Raw genomic sequence first — 24752 nt, 5'->3', positions numbered from 1 at the left:
CGTATTTCTGGGTAGTCACGAACGTCCAGTACAGCGGTAAACAATGAGGGGTGCTATGAACGGCTTAATGAAACTCGATCGCATCGATATCAATATTCTGGTGCAACTACAAAAAGATGGCCGTATCAGCAACGTTAATCTCGCCGATGCCGTCGGGCTTTCCCCGAGCCCTTGCCTGCAACGCGTCAAGCGCCTGGAACAGGCGGGATTCATCACGGGCTATGAAGCGCACGTTAATCTCACCAAAATTACCGATTCCGTCACCGTCTTTACCGAAGTCACGCTTAACGGACACCGCCGCGAAGACTTTATGAAGTTTGAAGCTGCGATGCGTGATGTCGATGAGCTGATGGAGTGCCATCTGATTACCGGCGGTTACGATTACCTTCTGCGCTTTATCACCCGCAGTATTGAGCACTACCAGGACGTGATTGAGAAGATGCTCGATGCCCAAATCGGCATTGATAAATACTTCAGCTACATCGTGATCAAATCCCCGGTCATGAAAAGCAGTGTGCCCCTGCGCTCACTGATCGGCAAACATAACGCGATGGAATACGGAAGCCAGTAGCCCGCGCAGTAAGAACGCTTTTTCGCGATGACAGGTACGAATGCAACATCGCCTGTGCACGAAACCCATCACTGACCGTTGATATTTTTTTGATCGACTACCCTTTAAGTCTGCACGGACTAAGAGGGGAAGGCGACCATGAGTACCAAAACCAGTGATTTTTTTGTCCAGCGTCTCAAGGCGTGGGGCGTTACGCGCATTTATGGCTATCCGGGCGATGGCATCAACGGTGTTTTAGGGGCCATTCAGCGTGCCAACGAACAGGGTGACGGCATAGAATTTATCCAGGTCCGTCACGAAGAAATGGCCGCCTTTATGGCCGCCGGACATGCCAAATTTACCGGCGAGCTTGGCGTTTGTCTGTCAACGGGCGGCCCGGGTGCGACACATCTTCTGACCGGGCTCTACGATGCCAAAATGGATCACGCACCGGTTCTCGCCATTGCCGGGCAGGCGGAAGCGACCGCTCGCGGTGCCAGTTATCAGCAGGAAATGAACCTTGACCGGATTTTTTCCGACGTGGCTAATTTTGTGCAGGAAGCCTCCGCGCCTGCGCAGGTCCGCCATCTGATTGACCGTGGCGTTCGTATTGCCATTGCACAGAATGGCGTGGCGGTGGTGATCGTCCCGAAAGATATTCAGGACGAAGCCTGGCAGGCGCCTCCGCACCTTCACGGTTTTACCCATTCTGGCAGCGGCTATAAGCGCCCCAAAGTTGTCCCTTACGACCATGATCTGCAACGTGCTGCGGAGGTGCTGAACAGCGGGAAAAAGGTCGCCATTCTTATTGGTTCTGGTGCCCGCGATGCGGCGACAGAAGTGGTGAAAGCGGCTAATCTGTTGGGCGCGGGCGTGGCAAAAGCGTTGTTAGGTAAAGATGTGCTGCCGGATGATGCCCCTTTTGTAACCGGCGCTATTGGTTTACTTGGCACGGGGCCCTCCTGGGAAATGATGCAACACTGCGACACGCTGCTGATGATCGGTAGCGGCTTTCCCTGGACGGAATTTCTGCCGAAAGAAGGTCAGGCACGCGCAGTACAGATTGATATCGATCCTGCCATGCTGGGCCTGCGTTATCCTTGTGAAGTGAATCTGCACGGCGATGCCGCAGAAACGTTGCGTGCTTTGTTACCTTTGCTGGAGCACAAAACCGATCGTCGCTGGCAGGAGGATATTGCACGTCAGGTACAAGAGTGGTGGACACTGATGGAAACGCGAGCGCATGCTCCTGCCAATCCTGTTAATCCGCAGCGTGTGGTATGGGAAATGTCGCCGCAACTGCCGGACGATGCCATTGTGACCTCCGATTCCGGCTCCTGTGCCAACTGGTTTGCGCGTGACTATCGTGTAAAACAGGGCCAGCGCGCCTCACTGTCCGGCGGCCTGGCCTGTATGGGGGCGGCGGTGCCCTACGCGATTGCGGCCAAATTTGCCCATCCGCACAAGCCGGTTGTGGCGCTGGTGGGAGACGGGGCGATGCAGATGAATAATATGGCTGAGCTGATCACCATTCAGAAATACTGGCAACAATGGGCCGATCCGCGCCTGATTGTTTGTGTATTCAATAATCAGGACCTCAATCAGGTGACCTGGGAACAGCGCGTGATGGAGGGCAATCCGCGCTTCGAAGCAACCCAGCAACTGCCGAACGTTAACTATGCTGAGTTCGCTGAATCCCTGGGATTGACAGGGATCTATGTGGATAATCCGGATGCGCTCGCAGGTGCATGGCAACGGGCGCTCAGCGCTGACCGGCCTGTACTGCTGGAGGTAAAAACCGATCCGGAAGTCGCGCCTCTGCCGCCACATATCACGTTCAGTCAGGCCAAATCCTTTATGGCCTCCATGGTTAAAGGGGATCGTGGCGCGGTCCAGATTCTCAGTGACACGGCCAGCCAACTTTTTCATAAAAAGCAATAGCGGGTAAATTTTCACTCGCCCTGCGGCAAGACTCTGCTTGCTCCCGGCCATACGGATGTCCGGCAGCCCTTTGCTAAACCGATAACAGGAGCCTGATCATGGGAACAAACACACAACCGGTGTGGCTGATTTCTGGATGTTCAACGGGATTTGGCCGTGAACTGGCGCAGCAGACCATCGCCCGCGGATTCCGGGTGGTCGTAACTGCACGCCATCGATCAGCGATCGCCGATCTGGTTGACGGCCATCCGAACGCGATTGCGGTTGAACTGGATGTGACGCAACAACACAGTATTGATAAGGCGGTCAACAAAGCGCTTGAAACGTTCGGCACCCTTGACGTACTGGTCAATAATGCGGGTTACGGTTACCAAAGTTCCGTCGAAGAAGGGGAAGACAAGGCCATACGCGCGCAGTTTGATGCCAACGTTTTCGGTCTGTTTGCTCTGACGCGTGCGGTACTGCCGGCTATGCGCACCGCGCGACGGGGTCACATTATGAATATCACCTCTGTGGCAGGATTCATCGGCTTTGCCAGCTCAGGTTCTTATGCTGCCAGTAAGCACGCCGTAGAGGGCTGGTCTGATTCGCTCGCCCAGGAAGTGGGTCCGTTAGGGATTCACGTGACCTGTATTGAACCCGGCCCGTTTCGTACCGACTGGGCAGGACGTTCGCTGCATCAGACCCCGAGCACCTTACCGGATTATGCCGAAACCGCTGCCGCCAGGATGAAGGCGACGGCGGCGTACAGCGGCACGCAGAAAGGTGACCCTGTTCGTGCGGCGAGCGCGATGATCGCCATTGCTGAACACCCTGATCCGCCGCGCCACGTGGTGATGGGAGCATGGGGTTATGAGGCGGTAACGGAAAAACTCAAAGCGCGACTGGCACAGATAGAAGCCTGGAAACAGACGTCATTATCAACCGATTTTCCTGATTAAACAGCCGGATAAGCCCTGACCGCCATATGGCATGGATGCCCTATGGCGTTGAGCGGTTTACTCTCAGATCTGTCCGGTGTCCTGCGCTTCACAGACAAATTCACCTTCGCTTCACTAAGTCGTCACCTCTCTGTCATCTGATCCCGTCACGCTGTAGCCATCCCGCAGTCCACCGGCTGCGAAATCCCCCCTTACGCTGTGAGGATTTATTTGTGATGGAGTTATCCAGACATCCGACCACTGTGTATCAGGCCGTTGCGGCGCAACTGGAGCAGGCTGTTCAGGAGCGTTATCGCAGTGGTGACTATCTTCCTTCGGAGCAACAGCTGGCCGATCACTATGCCGTTAACCGCCACACCTTACGTCGGGCGGTTGATGAACTGGTGAATAAAGGGTTGCTGCAGCGTCGCCACGGCGTCGGCATTTTGGTGTTAATGCGCCCGTATGATTATCCGCTCCATACGCAGGCCCGCTTCAGCCAGAACTTACTGGAACAGGGCAGCGATCCCACCAGTGAGCGCCTGCTGGCCGTATTGCGTCCTGCCAGTACAGACGTCGCGGCCGCATTAGGCGTGAACGAAGGCGACAACGTCATTCATCTGCGCACGCTGCGCCGGGTCAATGGCCTGCCGGTGTGCCTGATTAATCACTTCCTGCCCGACCTCAGTTGGTGGCCGCAGCTACAACGCTTTACCAGCGGCTCGCTCCACGACTTCCTGCGGCAGCACACCGGCAAGCAGCTGGTGCGCACGCAAACGCGCATCAGCACCCGTCGGGCTCAGGCCAAAGAGTGCAAGCAGCTGGAGATCGCACTGCATTCCCCCTTGTTGTGCGTGCGCACCCTGAATAAAACCACCGATGGTGCGATGGCGGAGTACTCCGTCAGCCTGACGCGTGGCGACATGATTGAACTCACTCTGGAGCACGAATGAAACAGCAAACGGCACGCCAGCACTGGCTTTCGGTGTTGGCCCACAGTAGCGCCGCCGAGCTTGACGCGCTCTGGCAGCCGCTCAACCTTACGCCGGCATTTACGCTGATCCGACCGGCTGAAATTGGCCTGACACGGTTGCAGGCCCGCATGGGCGCGACGGGCAAACGTTTTGTGATGGGCGATGCCACCGTCACGCGCGCGGTCGTCCGGCTAAACGATGGCACCCTGGGCTACAGCTACCTGCTGGGCCGGGATAAAGCCCACGCCGAACGCTGTGCCCTGATGGATGCGCTGTTGCAGCAGACGGGCACCGCCGAGCTGTTACAGGAAAAGATTATTACCCCACTGGCGGCCTTACGCGACGAGCAGCGTCAGCTGCGTGCACGTGAAATCGCCAGTAGCAAAGTGGACTTCTTTACGCTGGTACGCGGAGACAATGAATGACTTTACTGGCAAGTTTTCATCACCCGGTTGCGGATGCGCAGCATGCTTTTCGCCGCATTCTGAAAGCCATGAGCGAACCTGGCGTTATGGTATCGCTGCCGCTGCAACAGGGCTGGGGCGCACTTTCTCCCGCCGCTACTGCCGTGCTGCTGACCCTGGTCGATCAGGAAAGCCCCTTATGGCTGGACCCACAGGTCGATAATCAGACGCTACGCGATAACCTGCGTTTTCATACCGGCGCACCGATTACCGACAGCAGTGATGCGGCATTTGCGTTAAGTCACGCGACCGCTCAGCCTAATCCGGCCGACTTTTCCGCGGGTGATAACCTGGCACCTGAGAAAAGCACCACGCTGATTATTGAGGTACCTGCGCTGAACGGTGGCCTGGCATTACGGTTGACAGGGCCGGGGCTGCGCGAAGCACGCGCCATTGCGCCACAACTGCCGGAAAGCGTGATCGACTACCTGCGTGCCCGCCCGCATCCGTTTCCTCAGGGTGTGGATCTCATCTTTACCTGTGGCGAAGCGATGATGGCGGTGCCACGGACAACCCACGTTGAGGTGTGCTCATGTACGTAGCCGTGAAAGGGGGCGAAAAAGCCATTGCTAACGCCCATCACCTGCAGGCGGATGTGCGGCGCGGCGATCGCGCGGTGCCTGAATTATCCTGCGACCAGGTCGCGCAGCAGCTCGGTCTGGCGGTAGATCGGGTGATGACGGAAGGTGGCATTTACGATCCCGCGCTGGCGGCGCTGGCGATTAAGCAGGCCAGCGGCGATCTGGTGGAGGCCATTTTCCTGCTGCGTGCCTATCGCACAACCCTGCCGCGGCTGGCGCAAAGCACGCCGTTAGCTACCGGTAGCATGCGAATCGAGCGACGCATCTCGGCGGTGTATAAGGATTTACCCGGCGGTCAGGTACTCGGGCCGACCTACGACTATAGCCACCGTCTGCTGGACTTTACGTTGATGGCAAATGGCGAAACACCGCCGCCGCCGCGCAGTGAGCGGGCGCTACCGGAACACTGTCCGCATATGTTCAGCATGATGAGCGAGGAAGGCTTCGCGGAGGCAGAACACGACGATGGCAGCGAACCCACGGATATCACCCGTGAGCCGATGGGCTTTCCCGCCTCGCGCGCGGCACGTCTTCAGCAACTGGTGCGCGGCGACGAAGGGTTTCTGCTGTCGCTGGGCTATTCCACTCAGCGTGGCTATGGCCGCACGCACCCCTTTGCCGGTGAAATTCGTACCGGATACGTCAGCGTCAGCATTTGCCCCGAAGAGCTGGGTTTTGAACTGGAGATCGGGGAAATGCTGCTGACCGAATGCGAAATGGTCAACGGTTTTACGCACGACGGCGAAAGCGCCCCGCACTTTACACGGGGTTATGGCCTGGTCTTTGGCCGGGCTGAGCGTAAAGCCATGTCCATGGCGCTGGTGGATCGGGCGCTACAGACGCGTGAACACCATGAACGCATTACCAGCCCGGCGCAGGACGAGGAGTTTGTGCTGTCCCATGCGGATAACGTCGAAGCCGCAGGTTTTGTGTCCCACTTAAAACTGCCGCACTACGTCGATTTCCAGGCGGAACTGGAACTGCTGAAACGTCTGCGCCAGGACTATCAGGAGCAGCAAAATGGCTGAACTCAGCGGCTATAACAACGGCTATCTTGACGAACAAACCAAACGTACGATCCGACGCGCTATCCTGAAAGCCGTGGCGATTCCCGGCTATCAGGTGCCGTTTGCCGGACGTGAAATGCCGATGCCTTACGGCTGGGGCACCGGCGGCATTCAAATTACCGCCAGCGTGATTGGCGACAAAGACGTTCTGAAAGTTATCGACCAGGGCGCGGACGATACCACCAATGCGGTTTCGATCCGCCGTTTCTTTCAGCGCGTCAGCGGTGCGGCGACGACCGAGCGCACAGTGGACGCCACGCTGATCCAGACGCGCCACCGTATTCCGGAAACGCCGCTGCAAGAAGATCAGATCCTGATTTTCCAGGTGCCGATTCCCGAGCCGCTGCGCTTTATTGAGCCTCGCGAAACGGAAACCCGCACTATGCATGCGCTGGAAGAGTACGGCATCATGCAGGTCAAACTGTACGAAGACATCGCCCGTTTTGGTCACATCGCCACCACCTATGCCTATCCGGTAAAGGTCAACGATCGCTATGTGATGGATCCGTCGCCGATCCCCAAATTCGATAACCCCAAGATGCACATGATGCCCGCGCTCCAGCTGTTTGGTGCCGGTCGTGAAAAACGCATCTATGCCTTGCCGCCCTATACCAAAGTTGAAAGCCTCGATTTCGACGATCATCCCTTCACCGTGCAGCAGTGGGACGAACCCTGTGCGCTCTGTGGTTCGCGCCACAGCTATCTGGATGAGGTGGTAATGGACGACCAGGGCACGCGCATGTTTGTGTGCTCCGATACCGATTTTTGCCACCAGCAGCAGGAACAACACCATGCACAGTGAACAACCGCTGCTCGCGGTGAACAACCTTACTCATCTGTATGCGCCAGGAAAAGGCTTTGAAGACGTCAGTTTTGATCTCTATCCGGGCGAGGTTCTGGGTATCGTCGGGGAATCCGGATCGGGCAAAACCACCCTGTTGCGTAGCCTGTCAGCGCGGCTGGCACCGCAGGCAGGCGCGATTCACTATCTGCAACGCGATCTGTATCAAATGAGCGAAAGCGACCGCCGCCGCTTACTGCGTACGGCGTGGGGCGTGGTCCACCAGCACCCGCTGGAAGGTTTGCGCCCTCAGGTCACGGCGGGCGGCAATATCGGCGAGCGCCTGATGGCCGTCGGTCACCGCCATCACGGCGAGATCCGCGCGCAAGCCAGCCACTGGCTGCAGGCGGTGGAAATCGCAGCTAACCGCATCGATGATCTGCCGACAACCTTTTCCGGCGGCATGCAGCAGCGTCTGCAGATCGCCCGCAATCTGGTCACCCAGCCGAAGCTGGTGTTTATGGATGAACCGACCGGCGGCCTGGACGTCTCGGTGCAGGCACGGTTACTGGATCTGCTGCGTACGCTGGTGCGAGAACTCAATCTGGCGGTAGTAATTGTGACGCACGATCTGGGCGTGGCGCGCCTGCTGGCGCATCGCCTGCTGGTGATGAAGCAGGGCCGGGTGGTGGAAAGTGGCTTAACTGACCGCGTGCTGGATGACCCGCATCATCCTTACACGCAACTGCTGGTTTCATCGGTGCTCAACTAATGGCGACGGCGACTATGAAAACGCAACTGCGCGTAGAAAATTTGTGCAAAACCTTTGTGTTGCACAATCAAAACGGGGCGGCGCTGCCGGTATTACAGGATGCCTGCCTGGACGTCAGTCAGGGCGAATGCGTGGTACTGCACGGGCATTCCGGCAGCGGGAAATCCACCCTGCTGCGTGCCCTGTACGGTAACTATCAGGCCAACAGCGGCCACATCTGGGTACAGCATCAGGGTGAGTGGGTGGATATGGCGCAGGCACCGGCCCGTCAGATTATTGCCATTCGTCGCGATACTATCGGCTGGGTCAGTCAGTTTCTGCGCGTCATCCCGCGCGTGCCGACGCTGGAGATCGTGATGCAGCCGTTGCTGGAGCGCGGCGTGGAACGCGGCTTCTGTGAAGCCCGCGCGAAAGAGCTGCTGACGCGACTTAACGTCCCGCAGCGCCTCTGGTCTCTGGCCCCCTCAACCTTTTCGGGAGGCGAGCAGCAGCGCGTCAATATCGCCCGCGGCTTTATCGCGGACTATCCGGTGTTGTTACTGGACGAACCCACAGCGTCACTCGACAGTGTCAACAGTGCCGCGGTCGTGGGCCTGATTGAGCAGGCGCGTGAACGCGGCGCGGCAATCGTGGGGATCTTTCATGATGAAGCGGTGCGGGAACGTGTGGCCGATCGCCTGCACGTCATGCAGCCCTTCAAAACAGGGGCAGAAGCATGATCATTAATAACGTAAAGCTGGTGCTGGAAAATGAGGTTGTTGCCGGTTCGCTGGAGTTTCGCGAAGACCGTATTACCAACTTTAGCGAAACGAACAGCCAGCTGGCCAGTGCGCTGGATGGCGAAGGCGCATATCTGCTGCCGGGCCTGGTGGAGTTGCATACCGATAACCTGGACAAATTTTTCACCCCACGGCCTAAAGTCGACTGGCCGGCGCACTCGGCGATGAGCAGCCACGATGCGCTGATGGTGGCCAGCGGCATCACCACCGTGCTGGATGCTATCGGCGTGGGGGATGTGCGTGATGGCGGCCACCGACTGGAAAATCTCAGTAAAATGATTGGCGCGATTCGTGACAGCAACCAAAAGGGGCTTAATCGCGCAGAGCATTTACTGCATCTGCGCTGTGAGCTGCCGCATCATGCAACGCTGCCGCTGTTTGAAGCCTTGCTGTCCTCATCCGAGTTGTCGCTGGTGTCGCTGATGGATCACTCACCCGGCCAGCGTCAGTATGCGTCGCTGGAAAAGTACCGGGAATACTACCAGGGAAAATACCAGCTGAATGACGAGCAGATGGATGCGTTTGAGCGCGAGCAACTGGAACTGGCCGAGGCCTGGTCACAGCCTAATCGTCTGGCGATTGCCGCGCTGTGCCGCGATCACGGCATCGCGATCGCCAGTCATGACGATGCGACTGTTGACCATGTCGAAGAGTCGCACGCCGTGGGCAGTGCGATTGCCGAGTTTCCCACCACGCTGGAGGCGGCAAAAGCTTCACGCTACCGCAACATGCAGGTGTTAATGGGCGCGCCCAACATTGTTCGCGGCGGTTCGCATTCCGGCAACGTGGCCGCCTGGGAGCTGGCCGCTCACGGCATGCTGGATATCCTGTCGTCGGACTACTATCCCGCCAGCCTGCTGGATGCGGCGTTCCGTCTGGCCGCCGATGAGCGCAATACGCTCTCTTTGCCTCAGGCCATTGCGCTGGTGACGTGCAATCCGGCACGTGCGCTGGGGCTGGAAGATCGTGGCGTGATCAGCGAAGGCTGCCGCGCCGACCTGGTCCTGGCGCATACTCAACATGGCCATCCCCATATTCGCCATGTCTGGTGTAAAGGTCGGCAGGTGTACTGATGGCCCGGCTCATCTGGCTTATCGGCCCGTCCGGTTCAGGCAAAGACAGCCTGCTGGACCGGCTGCGCGAGGCACCGCCTGAGGGCTTGCTGATTGCTCATCGCTATATTACGCGCCCCCATGATGTAGGGGGCGAAAACCATATCGCCCTGACGGAAGCGGAATTTATCCGGCGCGATGCGCTGGGGTTATTTGCCGTCAGCTGGCAGGCGCACGGTTTTTATTATGGCGTGGGCAGTGAAATCGACCACTGGCTGGCGTGCGGGCAAAACGTGCTGGTCAACGGATCGCGCCAGCATCTGGAACACGTCCGGGCACGTTACGGCACGCGACTGTTACCGCTATGCCTTGAGGTGTCGTCTGCGGTACTGGCCGCACGGTTACGCCAGCGTGGCCGTGAGAGCGAAGCGGCGATCGCCCAACGGCTGGCACGGGCTGACCGGCATCAGCCAGAAGGCTGCCTGCGGCTGAATAATGATGGCGCACTCGAAGAGACCGTACAACAGTTACGTCAGCTGCTGGAGGGCGCCTCATGAAACTGACCCTGCTCGGTACGGGCGGCGTAACCGGGGCACCCGTGTTCGGTTGTGACTGTGGCGCCTGTTTGCGCGCCCGTCAGTCTGCCCGTTATCGCCGCGCGCCTACAAGCGCGTTAATCGAAGCCGGACGTGAACGTATTTTACTGGATGCGGGCTTACCCTTGCTGGCAGAACGGTTTCAGCCTGAGGATATCAACCGGATTCTGCTGACGCACTATCATATGGATCATGTGCAGGGCTTATTTACCCTGCGCTGGGGCAAAGGGAAACCGATTCCCGTCTGGGGGCCGCCGGATGAAAAGGGCTGTGACGACTTGTTTAAACATCCCGGCTTACTGGATTTCCGGCCCGCGTTAACCCCCTTCGTGGCCCAGTCATTTGGCGACCTGCGGGTGACGCCCTTACCACTCCAGCATTCACGGCTTACGCATGGCTATCTGTTTGACTGGCACGGTGCCCGGCTGGCCTGGCTGTGTGATACCTGCGGTCTGCCGCCGGATACCGCGGATTTCCTTCGTGGACAAACGCTGGACCACCTGGTGGTGGACTGCAACGATCCCCCCGGTCAGGGCGGGCGTAACCATAACGATGTGACCGCGGCCCTGACCATCATCGAGGCACTGAAACCCCACCAGGCCTGGCTGATTCATCTGAGTCACGATATGGACAACTGGCTGGCCGAGCACCCGCTACCGGCCTCGGTGCAGGCGGCGCATGACGGCCTGTCGCTGTCTCTGGACGCCGTTTTGCCTGTCATCGTTTAATCACATAACCGTAATACAGCTTTCATCCCCGGTGTTCTTAATATAGCGGTCTCTCGTCAGGTTCCTGCTGCGTGAGCAGGGCCTGCTGTCCCTGCTGCCAGCAAAGGCACTGAGCCAACAGGTACGGGCCAGACAGGGTAATGAAGCCCCGGATTCAGCGTCGGGTGCACAGAACGTTAACTGGAACAACGGAGAACATCATGGCACAGGCACTGCTGAAAACGGTGGTCGATAACGTCACGTCGTTGACCCACTCCGGCGGGCAAAAAGTGTTATCTGTTCAGGGATTGAGCAAAGCCTACGGTAGCAACAAGGTCCTCGATAATGTCAGTTTCGATTTGCATGCGGGTGAATTAGTGGCGGTGATTGGTCGCTCTGGCGCAGGCAAATCGACATTGCTGCATATGCTGAACGGCACCATTTCGGCCTCGCAGGGCGCAATCATCAGCCTGCATCACGGCGAAGCCGATCGCAATGTGGTCAACCTCAGTAGCCGCCAGATGCGCGAATGGCGTGCGCAGTGCGGCATGATTTTTCAGGATTTCTGCCTGGTGCCGCGTCTTGACGTGCTGACCAACGTGCTGCTGGGTCGTCTCAGCCAGACGTCGACGCTGAAATCGTTTTTCAAAGTCTTCTCTGACGCCGACCGCGCCCGCGCGATTCAACTGCTGGAGTGGATGAACATGCTACCGCAGGCGTTACAGCGTGCCGAAAACCTTTCAGGTGGACAAATGCAGCGCGTGGCGATCTGTCGGGCGCTGATGCAAAACCCCAAAATTCTGCTGGCCGACGAACCGGTTGCCTCTCTCGATCCCAAAAATACCACCCGCATTATGGACGTTCTGCGCCAGGTGAGTGAACAGGGCATCAGCGTGATGGTTAACCTGCACTCGATCGAGCTGGTGAAAAGTTACTGCACCCGCGTCATCGGGATTCAACGCGGTGTGGTGCTCTTTGACGGCCATCCTTCTGACCTGACCGATGGCCTGCTGCATCAGCTGTACGGCGATGAATTCAACCAGATCCACTAACTATCACAGCAAGAGAACAAGGCTAATGAAAATCAAAGCTTTCGCGTTATTGACTACGGCACTGCTTACCTTTGGCGTTAATGCAGCGGATGCACCTAAAGAACTGAATCTGGGCATTTTGGGCGGTCAGAACGCCACCCAGCAGATTGGTGATAACCAGTGTGTGAAATCCTTCTTTGATAAAGAACTGCACGTGGATACCAAAATCCGCAACTCGTCCGACTATTCCGGCGTAATTCAGGGCCTGCTGGGTGGCAAAGTGGATCTGGTGCTGAGCATGTCGCCGTCGTCTTACGCCTCGGTGTATATTCAGGACCCGAAAGCCGTCGATTTAGTCGGCATTGTCGTGGATGACAAAGATCAGTCTCGCGGTTATCACTCTGTCGTGATTGTGAAAGCTGACAGTCCTTACAAAAAGCTGGAAGATCTGAAAGGCAAATCGTTTGGGATGGCCGATCCGGATTCCACGTCAGGCTTCCTGGTACCCAATCAGGCCTTTAAAAAGCTGTTTGGCGGCAACATCGACAACAAATACAACAATTTCTTTTCCAGCGTAACCTTCTCCGGTGGTCATGAGCAGGACATCCTGGGCGTACTGAATAATCAGTTCGACGGCGCCGTCACCTGGACCTCCATGGTGGGGGATTACAATAAGGGCTACACCTCCGGTGCGTTTGGCCGCCTGATCCGTATGGATCATCCTGACCTGATGAAACAGATCCGCATCATCTGGCAGTCACCGTTAATTCCTAACGGGCCTATTCTCGTGAGCAATAAACTGCCCGCCGATTTCAAAGCGAAAGTGATTGCTGCCATCAAAAAACTGGATAAAGACGACCACGCCTGTTTCACCAAAGCCGTAGGCGGCCAGCAGCACATTGGCAAAACCTCTGTGGCTGACTTCCAGAACATCATCGACATGAAGCGCGAGCTGATGAAAGGCGCACGCGGCTAACGGTAAAGCCGTTGGCGTTGAGCCAGCGAGCCGCCCGCCGGGGTGCGGGCGGCCCGTTATCACAGACAGATTTCCCTTTCTCTGCTGACTTTGCCACACATCAATCTGAGAACACCGCCGTGACCGACTTCGAACGCTATTATCAACGCATCCGCCGCCAACAGAAGCGTGACTCGCTCGTCTGGTCACTGGTGCTGGGGGGGCTTTACCTGGCGGCGGCGAATATGGCCGAGTTCAATCTCGTGACCATCTGGCAATCCTTACCGCACTTTTTTGATTACCTGCACGAGATCATGCCCGTATTGCATCTGCCGGTGTTATTTGCGGATGGCAAGACAGAAGGATCGCTGGCTTACTGGGGCTATCGTCTGAATATCCAGCTGCCGTTGATATGGGAAACATTGCAGCTGGCGCTGGCCTCCACGCTGATTGCGGTGGTGATAGCGGGCGTGCTGGCCTTCTTTGCGGCCGATAACACACAAACGCCAGCCAGTCTGCGCATGGCGATTCGCGCTTTTGTCGCCTTTCTACGCACCATGCCGGAACTGGCCTGGGCGGTAATGTTTGTGATGGCATTTGGCATCGGAGCGATTCCCGGCTTTCTGGCGCTGGCGCTGCACACCATTGGCAGCCTGACCAAACTGTTTTATGAAGCCATCGAGTCCGCCTCGGATAAACCGGTGCGCGGGCTGGCGGCCTGCGGTGCCAGCAAACTGCAACGGATGCGCTATGCCTTCTGGCCGCAGGTGAAGCCGGTTTTTCTGTCATACAGCTTTATGCGCCTGGAAGTTAATTTCCGTTCGTCGACCATCCTGGGGCTGGTGGGGGCGGGCGGCATTGGTCAGGAGTTAATGACCAATATTAAACTGGATCGCTTTGATCAGGTCAGCATGACGCTGCTACTGATTTTGATTGTGGTCTCGCTACTGGACACCGTTTCTGGCCGCCTGCGCCGTCGCGTTGTGGAGGAATAACCATGGTTACGCTTGCGCCCGATATCAGCGCGATGAAGCAGCAGCATCCCGCGCTGTTTGCTGCACAAAACCGCTATCTGCGTCGCCTTGCCATGCTGGCCCTGGCGCTGGTGCTCTATTATGTCTTTTTCTTTATGGTGTTTGGCATCGAATGGAACCGCCTGCTCACAGGATGCCAGCAACTGGGCCGCTATTTTCTGCGCATGTTTGTCTGGCAGGACTTCGTGAACTGGCCGTTTGGCTACTATTTCTCTCAGGTCGGCATTACGCTGGCGATTGTGTTTGCCGGCACGCTGACCGCCACGCTGCTGGCGCTGCCGCTCTCGTTTCTGGCGGCGCGTAATGTGATGCATGATAAGGTTGCCCGTCCCATTGCGTTTGTTGTGCGTCGCCTGTTCGATATGCTGCGCGGCATTGATATGGCGATCTGGGGCCTGATTTTTGTTCGCGCGGTCGGCATGGGGCCGCTGGCCGGGGTGCTGGCGATTATCCTGCAGGACATTGGTCTGTTAGGTAAGCTCTATTCCGAAGGCCACGAAGCGGTTGAGCGTTCACCCAGTCGCGGCCTGGGCGCGCTGGGCGCAAACAGTCTGCAGAAGCACCGGTTTGGTATTTTCACCCAGTCTTTCCCACAGTTTCTGGCACTGAGCCTGTATCAGATCGAGTCCAATACCCGCTCAGCGGCGGTGCTTGGCTTTGTCGGCGCGGGCGGTGTCGGCCTGGTGTACGCAGAGAACATGCGCCTGTGGAACTGGGATGTGGTGATGTTCCTGACGATTATCCTGGTTGTCGTGGTCATGGTGATGGATGCCATCTCCAGCCGTCTGCGTAAACGCTATATCATCGGGAAGCCGGTGCCGTTGTGGCAGCCTGGCGGGCACGATTAAGCCGTGCGCTGCGCTGCCAGGCGCGCTGAAGCGCCTGCACCAGCTGCGCTGCCTGCCAGGGTTTCGCCAGTCGTTCACACAACGGCAACGTGACGGGCTGGTGACGCAGATCCTGGCCGCTGATGAGCAATGTAGCCAACTGCGGCCACTTTTGCTGTGCCTGACGAATCACCTCCGCACCGCTAATCTCATCCGGCAGCATCAAATCGCTGATCAGCAAATCGATATCCGGCGTCTGGTGCAGCAGCGCCAGCGCCGCTTCGCCCGTGTCACACTCCAGCGTCAGGTAACCCAGTTGGTGCAGATGTTCACACAGGGTTTGCCGCACAGCCGGTTCATCATCCAGCACCAGAACTAACCGGTCCTGCGCGGCATCCGGCTGCGCCGGGTGCGAGGCGACGAATCGGACCGCCGGGACATCGGGCGCGCGGGGCAGCAACAGCCGTACGGTGGTGCCCTGGCCCGGCGCGGTTTCCAGCTCTACCTGTCCGCCCGACTGACGAACAAAACCGTAGACCATCGACAGGCCCAGGCCGCTACCGGTACCGGTTGTTTTGGTGGTAAAGAAGGGTTCAAACACCTGCGCACGCACCTCTTCTGACATGCCGCAACCGTGATCGATGACCTCAATGGTGACCCGGTCTCGCTTTTCACCGCGCTCAGTGCGGCGCTGGTTCCAGATACGCAGACGGATTTCGCCGCTTTGTCCGGCCATCGCATCTCTGGCATTCACCACCAGATTCATGACCGCATTCTCTAACTGACTGGCATCAATCCAGGCAGGCCAGCCGGGCCGTTGGGCATCAATAATCAGGTGTTGACCGGGCAACAGCGAATGTTGCAGCAGCCCCTGCAGGTTTTCCACTAACGACACGACTGACACCGCATGCGGATTCAGGGTTTGCTTACGCGAAAAGGCCAGCAGTCGCTGGGTCAGCAGGGCTGCCCGATCCGCCGCCTGGCGGGCGCGTTCTATCCGGCTCGCAAGAGGGCCGGGCGGCAGTTGCCCCTCGGTTAACGCCAGGCTGCCGATAATGACGGCCAGCAGATTGTTGAAATCATGCGCGATGCCGCCGGTCAGCTGACCTACCGCTTTCATTTTCTGACTGTGTACCAGCGCTTCTTCCAGCACCTTCCGTGAGGTGCGTTCCAGCACCGTATTCACGCTACCGCGCCGGGGGACCGGGCTGAAGCGCAGTTCTACGGTGCGGCCATCGGCCAGCCTGACTTCCTGTGGTTCCGCCAGATCGTGCAGGTGTATATCAAGCTGCGCCAGCAGATGCTTGTAGTGCAGTCCCCGCTGCAAATCCCGCGGTGCGATGCCCAGAAGCTGCGGATACTGATCGTTCCACACCACCAATTCGCCGCTGTTATCAAACAGGGCAAAGCCATCACGCATTGCCAGAAAGGTGGATTCAAGTTGGGTACTTTTCTCTTTTAGCAGACGCGACGTATGGGCCAGCGAGGCGGTATTACGGGCAAACACGTTGAAGGCGCGCGCCAGCTCGCCCAGTTCATCCCGTCGCTGAAGGCCCGGCACGCTGACATTGTGTTCCCCCTGGGCCAGCCGGGTCATTGCGGCGGCAATGGCGGTCAGGCTGGACCCAAGGTTGCGATAGATGTAGTACCCGGTATAGACGGTGATGGCGAGTGCCAACAGGGCAGAAAGCAGGATAAAGCCACTGACCGAATCCCGTTGTCGGTGAGTGGCAATGTTACGCTGGTCACTTTGCCGGGCTACCTGCTGAACGTACGCGGTAATGTCATCATTCAGCGCGGCTACGAGCGCCTTGATACGGTAGGTGGCATAGGCGATGGACAGATCGCTCTGTTCCAGCGCTGCCGCCAACGGGATCAGGCTGCGTTGGGTTTCCAGTAACTGCTGCACGTTGTCACCCAACGCCCCCGATGCGGCCACGTTGCGCCATTGCGTCATCACCTGCTGCAACTGATCGATGACCGCGGTCGAGGAGGGCGTACGAATCGCAATATCCAGTAGCCTGCCGGTCTGCTGGCGCAAGGCGAAATCGGGTGCGCCGGTTCCGTTGCGGTGTGCCAGGTCATTAATGCGTTCCAGCAGCAGCTGTGACTGCCATAACCCGCTGAGCACAAGATTGCGCTGCAAATGACGTTCATGGCCTTTACGCAGCAACAGACTCACAGACTGCTCAAGCATCAGACTGCGTGCACGCAGTCGGGCCACGCGTTCAGGCTCGCGTGCAGCCAGCGGCGTACTGGCCAGCAGGGCGAGTGAATGTTGCAGGGCCTGCTGATTCTGCTGCAGTCGTCGCGATTCGCTCTGATATTCCAGCGCGCCCACGACCTGAGATAACCGCACGGCGGTGATGGCGACATTCGCGGTATTGCGCGCCAGCGCCAGGCTGCCGTTCATATCGGCCAGCGTCTGAGCCTGAGCCTGTTCCTGAAGGCTTCCGGCATGGCGAAAGCTGGTAATGGCCACCACGCTCACCATCAGGGTGACGCACACAACTAATAAATGCGACAGCAACAGGCGACCGCGCGCCCCGACCTGCCACGGCAAACTGCGTTGCATCAATACGCTCTCCGGCCATGCGACGATAGGGCGAGTATAAAAGTGAGTGCGAAGCGGAATATGACAAATATGAATGGCCGCTGACATTATCCATTTATCTTCTCCTGCTTAACTCGCGGCTATCCATAATCAGCAGGAGCGGGGCGATGACAGCTAAGCCGATACTTGAAATGCGTCAGATCACCCGGCGTTTTGGCCACTTCTACGCACTGAAAGGCGTTGACCTGACCGTTTATCCTGGCGAGGTGCATGCGCTGATGGGGGAAAATGGCGCGGGCAAAAGCACCCTGATGAAGATTCTGGCGGGGGCCTATACGGCCACCAGCGGCGAGGTGTTGATCAACGGTGAGCCGTATCCGCTTAAAGGACCGAAAGCGGCATTAGCGGCCGGGATTACGCTGATCTATCAGGAAATCAACCTTGCTCCGAATCTCACCGTGGCAGAAAACATCTTTCTGGGAAGCGAAATCACCCGTGCTGGCATGGTCAGGCGTCACCAGATGGCCCGTGAAGCGCAGCAGGTTATTAACCACTTAGGCGCGCAGTTCAGCGCAACGGACAAAGTCAGCAGGCTGAGCATTGCCGAGCAGCAACAGGTGGAGATTGCGCGCGCCCTGCATCGCAACAGCCGTATTCTGGTGATGGATGAGCCCACCGCCGCCTTATCCAGCCGCGAAACTGAACAACTCTTTGCCCTGATCAAACGGCTGCGCAGCCAGGGAATGGCGATTATCTACATCAGTCATCGCATGGCGGAAGTGTATGAGCTGTCGGATCGCGTCAGCGTACTGCGCGACGGGCAGTACGTCGGCAGTCTGACGCGCGACAACCTTAACGCCAGCGAGCTGGTGCGCATGATGGTGGGACGCCCACTCAGCGATCTGTTCAATAAAGACCGCACCATTCCTCGCGGCGAGGTGCGTCTGGCTCTGCACAATCTGTCCGATGGCGGCAAGGTACAGCCCTGTAGCCTTAACGTACGGGCAGGCGAAATTGTCGGCATGGCCGGCCTGGTTGGTGCGGGACGCAGCGAACTGGCCCAGCTGATTTTTGGCGTGCACCGGCTTCAGCAGGGTGAAATCTGGGTGGACGGCCAGAAGGTAGAGATTCACTCCCCAAGAGAAGCGATTGCGCACGGCATTGGCTTTCTGACCGAGAACCGCAAAGAGCAGGGATTATTCCTCGAAATGGCTGCACAGGAAAACATCGTGATGGCCACGCTGGAACGGGATGCGCAGTACGGCATGCTGAACCGCCGTCAAGCCAGAAAGATCGCCAGCGAGGCGATTGCCGCGCTCAATATCCGGGTTCCCCACGCGCTGGTGCGGGCAGGAGGCCTGTCCGGTGGCAACCAACAGAAGCTGCTGATTTCCCGCTGGATTGCCATTGGTCCGCGCATTCTCATCCTGGATGAGCCGACGCGCGGCGTGGACGTCGGGGCCAAAAGCGAGATTTACCGCATGATGCAGGATATGGCGCGGCAGGGCGTGGCCATTCTGATGATCTCCAGTGAATTACCGGAAGTGGTCGGCATGAGTGACCGGGTTTATGTGATGCATGAAGGCACTATCGCAGGGGAACTGGCAGGTAACGAGATCGGTCAGGAAAACATCATGACGCTGGCAACCGGTGCGTATAGCGCATCACCGCTTGAAGTATGAGGATAAAACCATGACACAAACGGCACGGATTCATCCACCCACGGTCAGACGAGCCCTGATGGGCGACATCATGCAGACCGTCGGCATTTTACCCATTTTGATTTTAATCGTGGCGGTCTTCGGCGTTGTCACACCCAATTTCTTTACCGAAGCCAATTTACTGAATATTACGCGCCAGGCGTCCATCAACATTGTACTGGCCGCAGGCATGACGTTTGTCATTCTTACCGGCGGTATCGATTTATCTGTCGGCTCAATGCTGGGCACGACGGCGGTGGTGGCGTTGCTCACTTCGCTGGATCCGATGCTGGCCTCGCTCACGATTCCGATGGCGCTGGGAGCCGGGCTGGCGATGGGCCTGTTTAACGGCATTCTGGTGGCCTGGGCCGGGCTTCCGCCGTTTATCGTGACGCTGGGCACCTATACCGCACTGCGCGGAGCCGCCTATCTGCTGGCGAACGGCACCACGGTCATCAACGCCGATATCAATTTCGAGTGGATAGGCAATGGCTATCTGGGGCCGGTACCGTGGCTGATTGTTATTGCGTTCGCGGTGATTGCGCTTAGCTGGTTCATCCTGCGCCGCACCACGCTGGGCGTTCACATCTACGCCGTAGGCGGCAATATCCAGGCAGCCCGTCTGACCGGGATCAAAGTCGGGCTGGTACTGCTGTTCGTTTACGGGATGAGCGGCTTACTGTCCGGCCTGGGCGGACTGATGAGCGCTTCACGTCTCTACAGCGCCAACGGCAATCTGGGCATGGGTTACGAGCTGGATGCCATTGCGGCGGTCATTCTGGGTGGCACCAGTTTTGTGGGGGGAATCGGCACCATTACCGGCACGCTGATTGGCGCACTGATTATTGCCACGCTGAACAACGGCATGACATTGATGGGCGTTTCTTATTTCTGGCAGCTGGTGATTAAAGGTGCCGTGATCATCATCGCCGTGCTGATCGACAAATATCGCACGCGTCATCATGTGGGCTGATGTCCCCTATGCAGAGAGTACACAACGCGCCATTCAGCAGTTGGCCGATAAATAACAGCAGGAGAAGATCTATGCGTTTTAATCCGATTGTAACCGGGTTGCTGGCGGCAACGCTGCTCAGCGCCGGTATGGCTCAGGCAAAAGAACTGAAATCGATTGGCGTGACGGTGGGCGATCTGGCTAACCCGTTCTTCGTGCAAATCACCAAGGGCGCAGAGATGAAGGCGCGCCAGCTGGCTGGCGATAACGTCAAGGTGACGCTGGTGTCGAGTGGCTACGATCTCGGACAGCAGGTAGGGCAGATAGATAACTTCATCGCCGCTAAAGTCGACATGATTATCCTGAATGCCGCGGACTCAAAAGGGATCGCGCCCGCAGTGAAACGCGCACGGGATGCCGGTATTGTGGTGGTGGCTGTCGACGTCGCCGCCGACGGTGCCAACGCGACGATCACCTCGGATAACACTCAGGCCGGTGAAATGGCCTGTAAATATATCGCTGACCGTCTGAAAGACAAAGGCAACGTCGTCATTATCAACGGGCCGCCGGTCTCGGCGGTGCAAAACCGCGTGGAAGGCTGTATGACGGCGCTGAAACGCCATCCTGACATCAAACTGCTTTCTTCTAATCAGAACGCCAAAGGCAGCCGTGAAGGCGGCCTGGAAGTGATGACCGGCCTGCTGTCGGCCAACCCGAAAATCGATGCCGTGTTCGCGATTAACGATCCAACCGCAATTGGCGCGGATTTAGCGGCGAAACAGGCACAGCGTAACGAGTTCTTCATTGTCGGAGTGGACGGCTCACCGGACGGCGAAGAAGCGCTGAAGCGTAAGAACTCGCTCTTTGCCGCCACGCCCGCTCAGGATCCTCAGGTGATGGCCGCGAAAGCCGTCGAAATCGGTTACGACATCCTGCAGGGAAAACCCGCACCGGATAAACCCGTGCTGATCCCGGTGAAGCTGATCGACCGTAATAATGTCGGCAGCTACAAAGGCTGGACCGTGAAATAAACCAGCAGGCGGCATCGCAGGGTGCCGCCTTAACGGGAGAGCGGAAGATGAAACGCGCCGACGTGAACAGACATTTGCAATATACGCGAGACTTTTTCACCCGTCAGGACGTCCCACTGCCGTCCTGGGCCGATTACGGTCTCCGGCAGTGGCGTCAGCAACAGGAGGACATCACTGAAATCGTTGCCTTACGCCTGGGCTGGGATCTGACCAGTTTTGGTGGCGACGATTTTCTGCAAACCGGCCTGACGTTATTCACACTCCGCAACGGCTCGCCGCACGGAACGCCCTGGCACAAACCTTATGCAGAAAAAGTGATGCACGTGCGTGAAGGGCAGGTAACGCCGATGCATTACCATCCGCGCAAGATGGAAGACATTATTAATCGCGGCGGCGGCAACCTGATTGTCGAGCTGTATAACCGTGAAGGCCATGACAAAGCCGCCACGCCGGTGACGGTTTCCCTGGACGGCATCCGGCAAACCCATGCGGCGGGTTCGCAGATCAGGCTTTCCCCTGGTGAAAGTGTCACGCTCGTCGCGGGCGTCTGGCACAGCTTCTGGGGCGAAAACGGCTTTGGTGACGTGCTGGTGGGGGAAGTCTCCATGCCCAACGATGATGACAACGACAACGTCTTCCTGACGCCGCTGGCGCGTTTCAACGACCTTGACGAGGATGAGGAACCCCAGAGGCTGCTTTGTAACGACTATTCCCGCTGGCTCACCTTGAGGAGTGAATGATGGCTTTGATTTCTCTGGCACAGGGGCTGGCGCATGCCCAGCAACAGGGTTATGCGCTGGGCGCGTTTAATGTCCTGGACAGCCATTTCCTGCGTGCGCTGTTTGATGCGGCAGAGCGACAGCGCTCGCCGTTTATTATCAACATTGCCGAAGTGCATTTTAAGTACGTCACGCTCGATCAGATCGCTGAGGCGATCCGTTTTGAAGCCGCGAAGCATACTGTTCCGGTGGTGCTGAACCTGGATCATGGCTTGCACTTTGAGGCGGTGATGCAGGCGATTCGTCTCGGGTTCACCTCGGTGATGTTTGATGGTTCGACCCTGAGCTATGAAGAGAACATTCGCCAGACGCGGGAAGTGGTTCGCGCCGCACATGCCGTCGGCGTTTCCGTTGAGGCAGAGCTGGGCGCAGTCGGGGGTGATGAAGGCGGCGCACTGTTTGGGGAAGCGGACAGCGAGAAATTTACCGATCCGCGACTGGCCGCTGAATTTGTGCGCGAAACCGGCATTGATACGCTGGCGGTCGCCATTGGTAATGCGCACGGCAAATACAAAGGGGAACCCAAACTGGATTTTGACCGGCTGGCGGCGATTCGTCAGCAAACCGGTGTACCGCTGGTGCTGCACGGCGGGTCGGGCATCAGCGACGCGGATTTCCGTCGGGCAATCTCACTCGGTATTCACAAAATTAACTTTTATACCGGCATGTCTCAGGCGGCCCTTGACGCGGTGGAACGCAGCCTGGCCTCGCGCAATACCCGTTATGATGAGTTCGCAGAGTTACTAATGGCGGTGGAAAAGGCGATTTGTGAAACCGTTATGCAGCAGATGAACATTTTCGGCAGCACAGGCCAGGCGTAAATGGCAACGCGAAGCGGCATTCTGGCCGCAGGTGTCATGCTGGTGGATTATGTGCATCGCATCAGCCACTGGCCGGAACAGGGCTGGCTGACCGAAATACAGCACAGCGAAAAGGCCGCAGGTGGCGCGCCGCTCAATGTCCTGCTCACGCTGTCACGCATGCAGTGCGCACTGCCGCTGGCGGCGATTGGCCTGCTCGGCAATGACGCCGATGGCGATTTTCTGCTGGCTATGATGAAAGCGGCGCAGATTGACTACCGGTTAGTGCAGCGCACCGACGACAAGCCTACAGCGATGACCCAGGTGATGACGACCCCGGACGGACAACGGACTTTTTTCTTTTCACCCGGCGCCAACAGCTTACTGGACAGACCGCACTTCGCCGCCGTCGATGACGCACAGCGCATCTTTCATCTGGGGTATTTGCTGCTACTGGAAACGCTGGACGGCGTGGACAGCGAATTTGGTACCCGCAGCGCCCGGTTGCTGGCACACATGCAGCAGCGGGGCTATTTCACGTCCCTGGATCTGGCTTCCCGCGCGGGCGATTACCGCCCTCAGGTGCTGCCCGCCTTACGCTGGCTGGATTATCTGGTGATTAATGAACTGGAAGCGCAGGCGTTATCAGGCGTGCTGTTACGTGATGGCCGCGGCATTCAGCCGCCCGCCGCTTTTGCCCGTGCCGCGCAGTGGCTGGCGGAGCAGGGCGTGCGTCAGCGTGTTGTCATTCATGCGCCCGAGGGCGCATGGGGACGTGAAGCGGACGGCGAAGGTGTCTGGCAGCCCGCCTGGCAGCTGGCACCCGACGCCATTGTGGGCAGCGTCGGAGCGGGTGATGCGTTTTGTGCGGGCGTGCTGTTTGCCAGCCATGAAGGCGAGGATATGGTCTCGACGCTGAAACTGGCCCATACCTGCGCCTGTTTTAATCTGCGTGCCGCCAATGCGACAGACGGCATTCGCCCCTTGCGCGACATGCGTGAATGGATGGCTCAGGCGGTTTGTGTGGAAAGTCCCAGCCCTTCAGGTTTGACCACATCGGCAGAAAAAACATAGCCCAGCCCGCGGATAGTGCGGATCAGGCCGGGCTGATGCGGATTGGCTTCAATTTTACGGCGTAACCGCATGATCAGCACATCGATCGTGCGGTCAAAGACATCCATCGTCTCGCTGTGGGTCAGTTCTAATAACTGATCGCGCGTCAGGACCTTGCGTGCATGCCGTACCATGGCGCGTAACAAAGTATATTCCCCCTGCGTCAGAGGAACCGTTTCGCGTTGAGGATTGAGTAACTGGCAGCGTGCTTCATCAAGCACCCAGCCATTGAAGCGCCAGCCTGACTGCGCGTCATCACTGGTTGCGGCACGTCCGCTACGTCTGAGGGCGGCGCGTGCGCGGGCCACGACCACGCGGGGATTGAACGGTTTAGCAATATAGTCGTCCGCGCCCATCTCCAGACCCACGACCATCTCCGATTCCGAACCCATGCCGGTCAGCATGATTACGAGGATATCAGGCCGTTGACGCTGCAACTGCTGGAGCACCAGCAATCCATTGGTATCAGGCAACATCATATCCAACATTACCAGCGCGATGTCCGGGTGAGCACTGACCATCGCCAGCGCCTCTTTACCCTGATGACAACGATAAACCCGTAAAGCATGTTCACTGAGCGCGTCCTGCAACAGATCGCAGACCGCAGGATCATCATCCACCACCAGAACTGCTGGCTTCATTGTGTGACCTCAATGTTACTAAAGAGTTAATTTCGAGTTTACACATTCCCCTTTTGCCTGCAGGTTAATGCGGCTGAAACGTGACCAGCGTCGCCTCACAAAGTGTTGAAGCGTGCGTCAGCACCCTTTTTCCGCCTTTTCGGCATTGAAA

The 24752-nt window shown here is 57.9% G+C and carries 25 protein-coding genes; 23 read left to right on the top strand and 2 right to left on the bottom strand.

All coding sequences use genetic code 11. The features are described 5' to 3' along the window. The first annotated feature begins 55 nt into the window (after nucleotides 1-55). From C1N64_RS15360 to phnE (C1N64_RS15280), 17 genes are all read left to right on the top strand, one after another. Nucleotides 56-571, top strand: a complete 516-nt coding sequence (locus C1N64_RS15360) for an Lrp/AsnC family transcriptional regulator (protein WP_033740352.1) — start codon at nucleotides 56-58, stop codon at nucleotides 569-571. 138 nt (nucleotides 572-709) lie between these two features. Beyond that, the gene (locus tag C1N64_RS15355; RefSeq protein WP_394514931.1) at nucleotides 710-2491 is read left to right on the top strand and encodes a thiamine pyrophosphate-requiring protein; all 1782 of its coding nucleotides are present in this window, start codon (nucleotides 710-712) and stop codon (nucleotides 2489-2491) included. Between the two features lie 98 nt (nucleotides 2492-2589). Beyond that, nucleotides 2590-3432 carry an oxidoreductase gene (locus tag C1N64_RS15350; protein ID WP_394514930.1) on the top strand — a complete coding sequence of 281 codons (843 nt, stop codon included), beginning with the start codon at nucleotides 2590-2592 and terminating at the stop codon, nucleotides 3430-3432. A gap of 215 nt (nucleotides 3433-3647) precedes the next feature. Then, nucleotides 3648-4364 (top strand): phosphonate metabolism transcriptional regulator PhnF, encoded by a 717-nt coding sequence (gene phnF, locus C1N64_RS15345; protein WP_394514929.1) that lies wholly within the window; start codon nucleotides 3648-3650, stop codon nucleotides 4362-4364. Then, on the top strand, nucleotides 4361-4810 hold the full coding sequence (gene phnG, locus C1N64_RS15340) for a phosphonate C-P lyase system protein PhnG (protein ID WP_006119640.1): 450 nt from the start codon (nucleotides 4361-4363) through the stop codon (nucleotides 4808-4810). The genes phnF and phnG overlap by 4 nt, the downstream gene beginning before the upstream one ends. Continuing rightward, a complete protein-coding gene (gene phnH, locus C1N64_RS15335) occupies nucleotides 4807-5391 on the top strand; it encodes a phosphonate C-P lyase system protein PhnH (protein WP_033739495.1) in 585 nt (194 codons plus the stop codon). Before phnG ends, phnH begins: the two co-directional genes overlap by 4 nt. Next, nucleotides 5382-6458, top strand: coding sequence for a carbon-phosphorus lyase complex subunit PhnI (locus C1N64_RS15330; protein WP_394514928.1), 1077 nt, complete (start codon nucleotides 5382-5384; stop codon nucleotides 6456-6458). The genes phnH and C1N64_RS15330 overlap by 10 nt, the downstream gene beginning before the upstream one ends. Next, entirely contained in the window at nucleotides 6451-7299 is an 849-nt protein-coding gene (locus C1N64_RS15325) for an alpha-D-ribose 1-methylphosphonate 5-phosphate C-P-lyase PhnJ (protein WP_006119637.1), read from the top strand. Before C1N64_RS15330 ends, C1N64_RS15325 begins: the two co-directional genes overlap by 8 nt. Then, the gene (gene phnK, locus C1N64_RS15320; protein WP_394514927.1) at nucleotides 7289-8050 is read left to right on the top strand and encodes a phosphonate C-P lyase system protein PhnK; all 762 of its coding nucleotides are present in this window, start codon (nucleotides 7289-7291) and stop codon (nucleotides 8048-8050) included. The genes C1N64_RS15325 and phnK overlap by 11 nt, the downstream gene beginning before the upstream one ends. Continuing rightward, nucleotides 8050-8769 (top strand): phosphonate C-P lyase system protein PhnL, encoded by a 720-nt coding sequence (gene phnL, locus C1N64_RS15315; protein WP_033739491.1) that lies wholly within the window; start codon nucleotides 8050-8052, stop codon nucleotides 8767-8769. The genes phnK and phnL overlap by 1 nt, the downstream gene beginning before the upstream one ends. Continuing rightward, nucleotides 8766-9902: an alpha-D-ribose 1-methylphosphonate 5-triphosphate diphosphatase gene (gene phnM / locus C1N64_RS15310; RefSeq protein ID WP_394514926.1), complete on the top strand. Its 1137-nt coding sequence runs from the start codon at nucleotides 8766-8768 to the stop codon at nucleotides 9900-9902. Before phnL ends, phnM begins: the two co-directional genes overlap by 4 nt. Continuing rightward, the gene (gene phnN, locus C1N64_RS15305) at nucleotides 9902-10438 is read left to right on the top strand and encodes a ribose 1,5-bisphosphokinase (protein ID WP_006119633.1); all 537 of its coding nucleotides are present in this window, start codon (nucleotides 9902-9904) and stop codon (nucleotides 10436-10438) included. Before phnM ends, phnN begins: the two co-directional genes overlap by 1 nt. Further along, a complete protein-coding gene (gene phnP / locus C1N64_RS15300) occupies nucleotides 10435-11205 on the top strand; it encodes a phosphonate metabolism protein PhnP (protein WP_039338203.1) in 771 nt (256 codons plus the stop codon). The genes phnN and phnP overlap by 4 nt, the downstream gene beginning before the upstream one ends. A 200-nt stretch (nucleotides 11206-11405) precedes the next feature. Further along, entirely contained in the window at nucleotides 11406-12236 is an 831-nt protein-coding gene (gene phnC / locus C1N64_RS15295) for a phosphonate ABC transporter ATP-binding protein (RefSeq protein WP_006119631.1), read from the top strand. A gap of 25 nt (nucleotides 12237-12261) precedes the next feature. Beyond that, nucleotides 12262-13191, top strand: coding sequence for a phosphonate ABC transporter substrate-binding protein (phnD, locus tag C1N64_RS15290; protein ID WP_006119630.1), 930 nt, complete (start codon nucleotides 12262-12264; stop codon nucleotides 13189-13191). A 119-nt stretch (nucleotides 13192-13310) separates the two neighbouring features. Further along, nucleotides 13311-14165: a phosphonate ABC transporter, permease protein PhnE gene (gene phnE / locus C1N64_RS15285; RefSeq protein WP_263758990.1), complete on the top strand. Its 855-nt coding sequence runs from the start codon at nucleotides 13311-13313 to the stop codon at nucleotides 14163-14165. A gap of 2 nt (nucleotides 14166-14167) precedes the next feature. Next, nucleotides 14168-15052, top strand: a complete 885-nt coding sequence (gene phnE, locus C1N64_RS15280) for a phosphonate ABC transporter, permease protein PhnE (RefSeq protein ID WP_033739486.1) — start codon at nucleotides 14168-14170, stop codon at nucleotides 15050-15052. Here the strand turns inward: phnE (C1N64_RS15280) and C1N64_RS15275 are convergent. After that, nucleotides 15006-17606, bottom strand: coding sequence for an ATP-binding protein (locus tag C1N64_RS15275; RefSeq protein ID WP_394515510.1), 2601 nt, complete (start codon nucleotides 17604-17606; stop codon nucleotides 15006-15008). The two genes, phnE (C1N64_RS15280) and C1N64_RS15275, sit on opposite strands and share 47 nt — an antisense overlap. A 146-nt stretch (nucleotides 17607-17752) precedes the next feature. On the opposite strand from C1N64_RS15275, the gene C1N64_RS15270 reads away from it, so the two are divergent. The 6 genes from C1N64_RS15270 to C1N64_RS15245 all read left to right on the top strand — a co-directional run bounded on the left by C1N64_RS15270 (nucleotide 17753) and on the right by C1N64_RS15245 (nucleotide 23921). Further along, nucleotides 17753-19267, top strand: a complete 1515-nt coding sequence (locus tag C1N64_RS15270; protein ID WP_394514925.1) for a sugar ABC transporter ATP-binding protein — start codon at nucleotides 17753-17755, stop codon at nucleotides 19265-19267. Nucleotides 19268-19277: 10 nt separating this feature from the next. Next, on the top strand, nucleotides 19278-20258 hold the full coding sequence (locus tag C1N64_RS15265) for an ABC transporter permease subunit (RefSeq protein WP_394514924.1): 981 nt from the start codon (nucleotides 19278-19280) through the stop codon (nucleotides 20256-20258). A 71-nt stretch (nucleotides 20259-20329) separates the two neighbouring features. Continuing rightward, complete coding sequence (locus C1N64_RS15260; protein ID WP_054633546.1) at nucleotides 20330-21268, top strand: ABC transporter substrate-binding protein; 939 nt, start codon at nucleotides 20330-20332, stop codon at nucleotides 21266-21268. Between the two features lie 47 nt (nucleotides 21269-21315). Beyond that, complete coding sequence (locus C1N64_RS15255) at nucleotides 21316-22008, top strand: D-lyxose/D-mannose isomerase (protein ID WP_054633547.1); 693 nt, start codon at nucleotides 21316-21318, stop codon at nucleotides 22006-22008. After that, a complete protein-coding gene (locus C1N64_RS15250; RefSeq protein ID WP_054633548.1) occupies nucleotides 22008-22868 on the top strand; it encodes a ketose 1,6-bisphosphate aldolase in 861 nt (286 codons plus the stop codon). The genes C1N64_RS15255 and C1N64_RS15250 overlap by 1 nt, the downstream gene beginning before the upstream one ends. Beyond that, nucleotides 22869-23921, top strand: a complete 1053-nt coding sequence (locus C1N64_RS15245) for a carbohydrate kinase family protein (protein ID WP_054633549.1) — start codon at nucleotides 22869-22871, stop codon at nucleotides 23919-23921. It begins immediately after the preceding gene. On the opposite strand, the gene C1N64_RS15240 is transcribed toward C1N64_RS15245, so the two are convergent. Then, a complete protein-coding gene (locus tag C1N64_RS15240) occupies nucleotides 23858-24601 on the bottom strand; it encodes a response regulator (protein WP_033739476.1) in 744 nt (247 codons plus the stop codon). The genes C1N64_RS15245 and C1N64_RS15240 overlap by 64 nt on opposite strands. Between the last annotated feature and the right edge of the window lie 151 nt (nucleotides 24602-24752).

It is taken from the genome of Pantoea sp. SGAir0215 (genome assembly GCF_043543215.1).
Note: the sequence above shows the minus strand (reverse complement) of the source record. Positions and strands in the feature narration are given on the sequence as shown.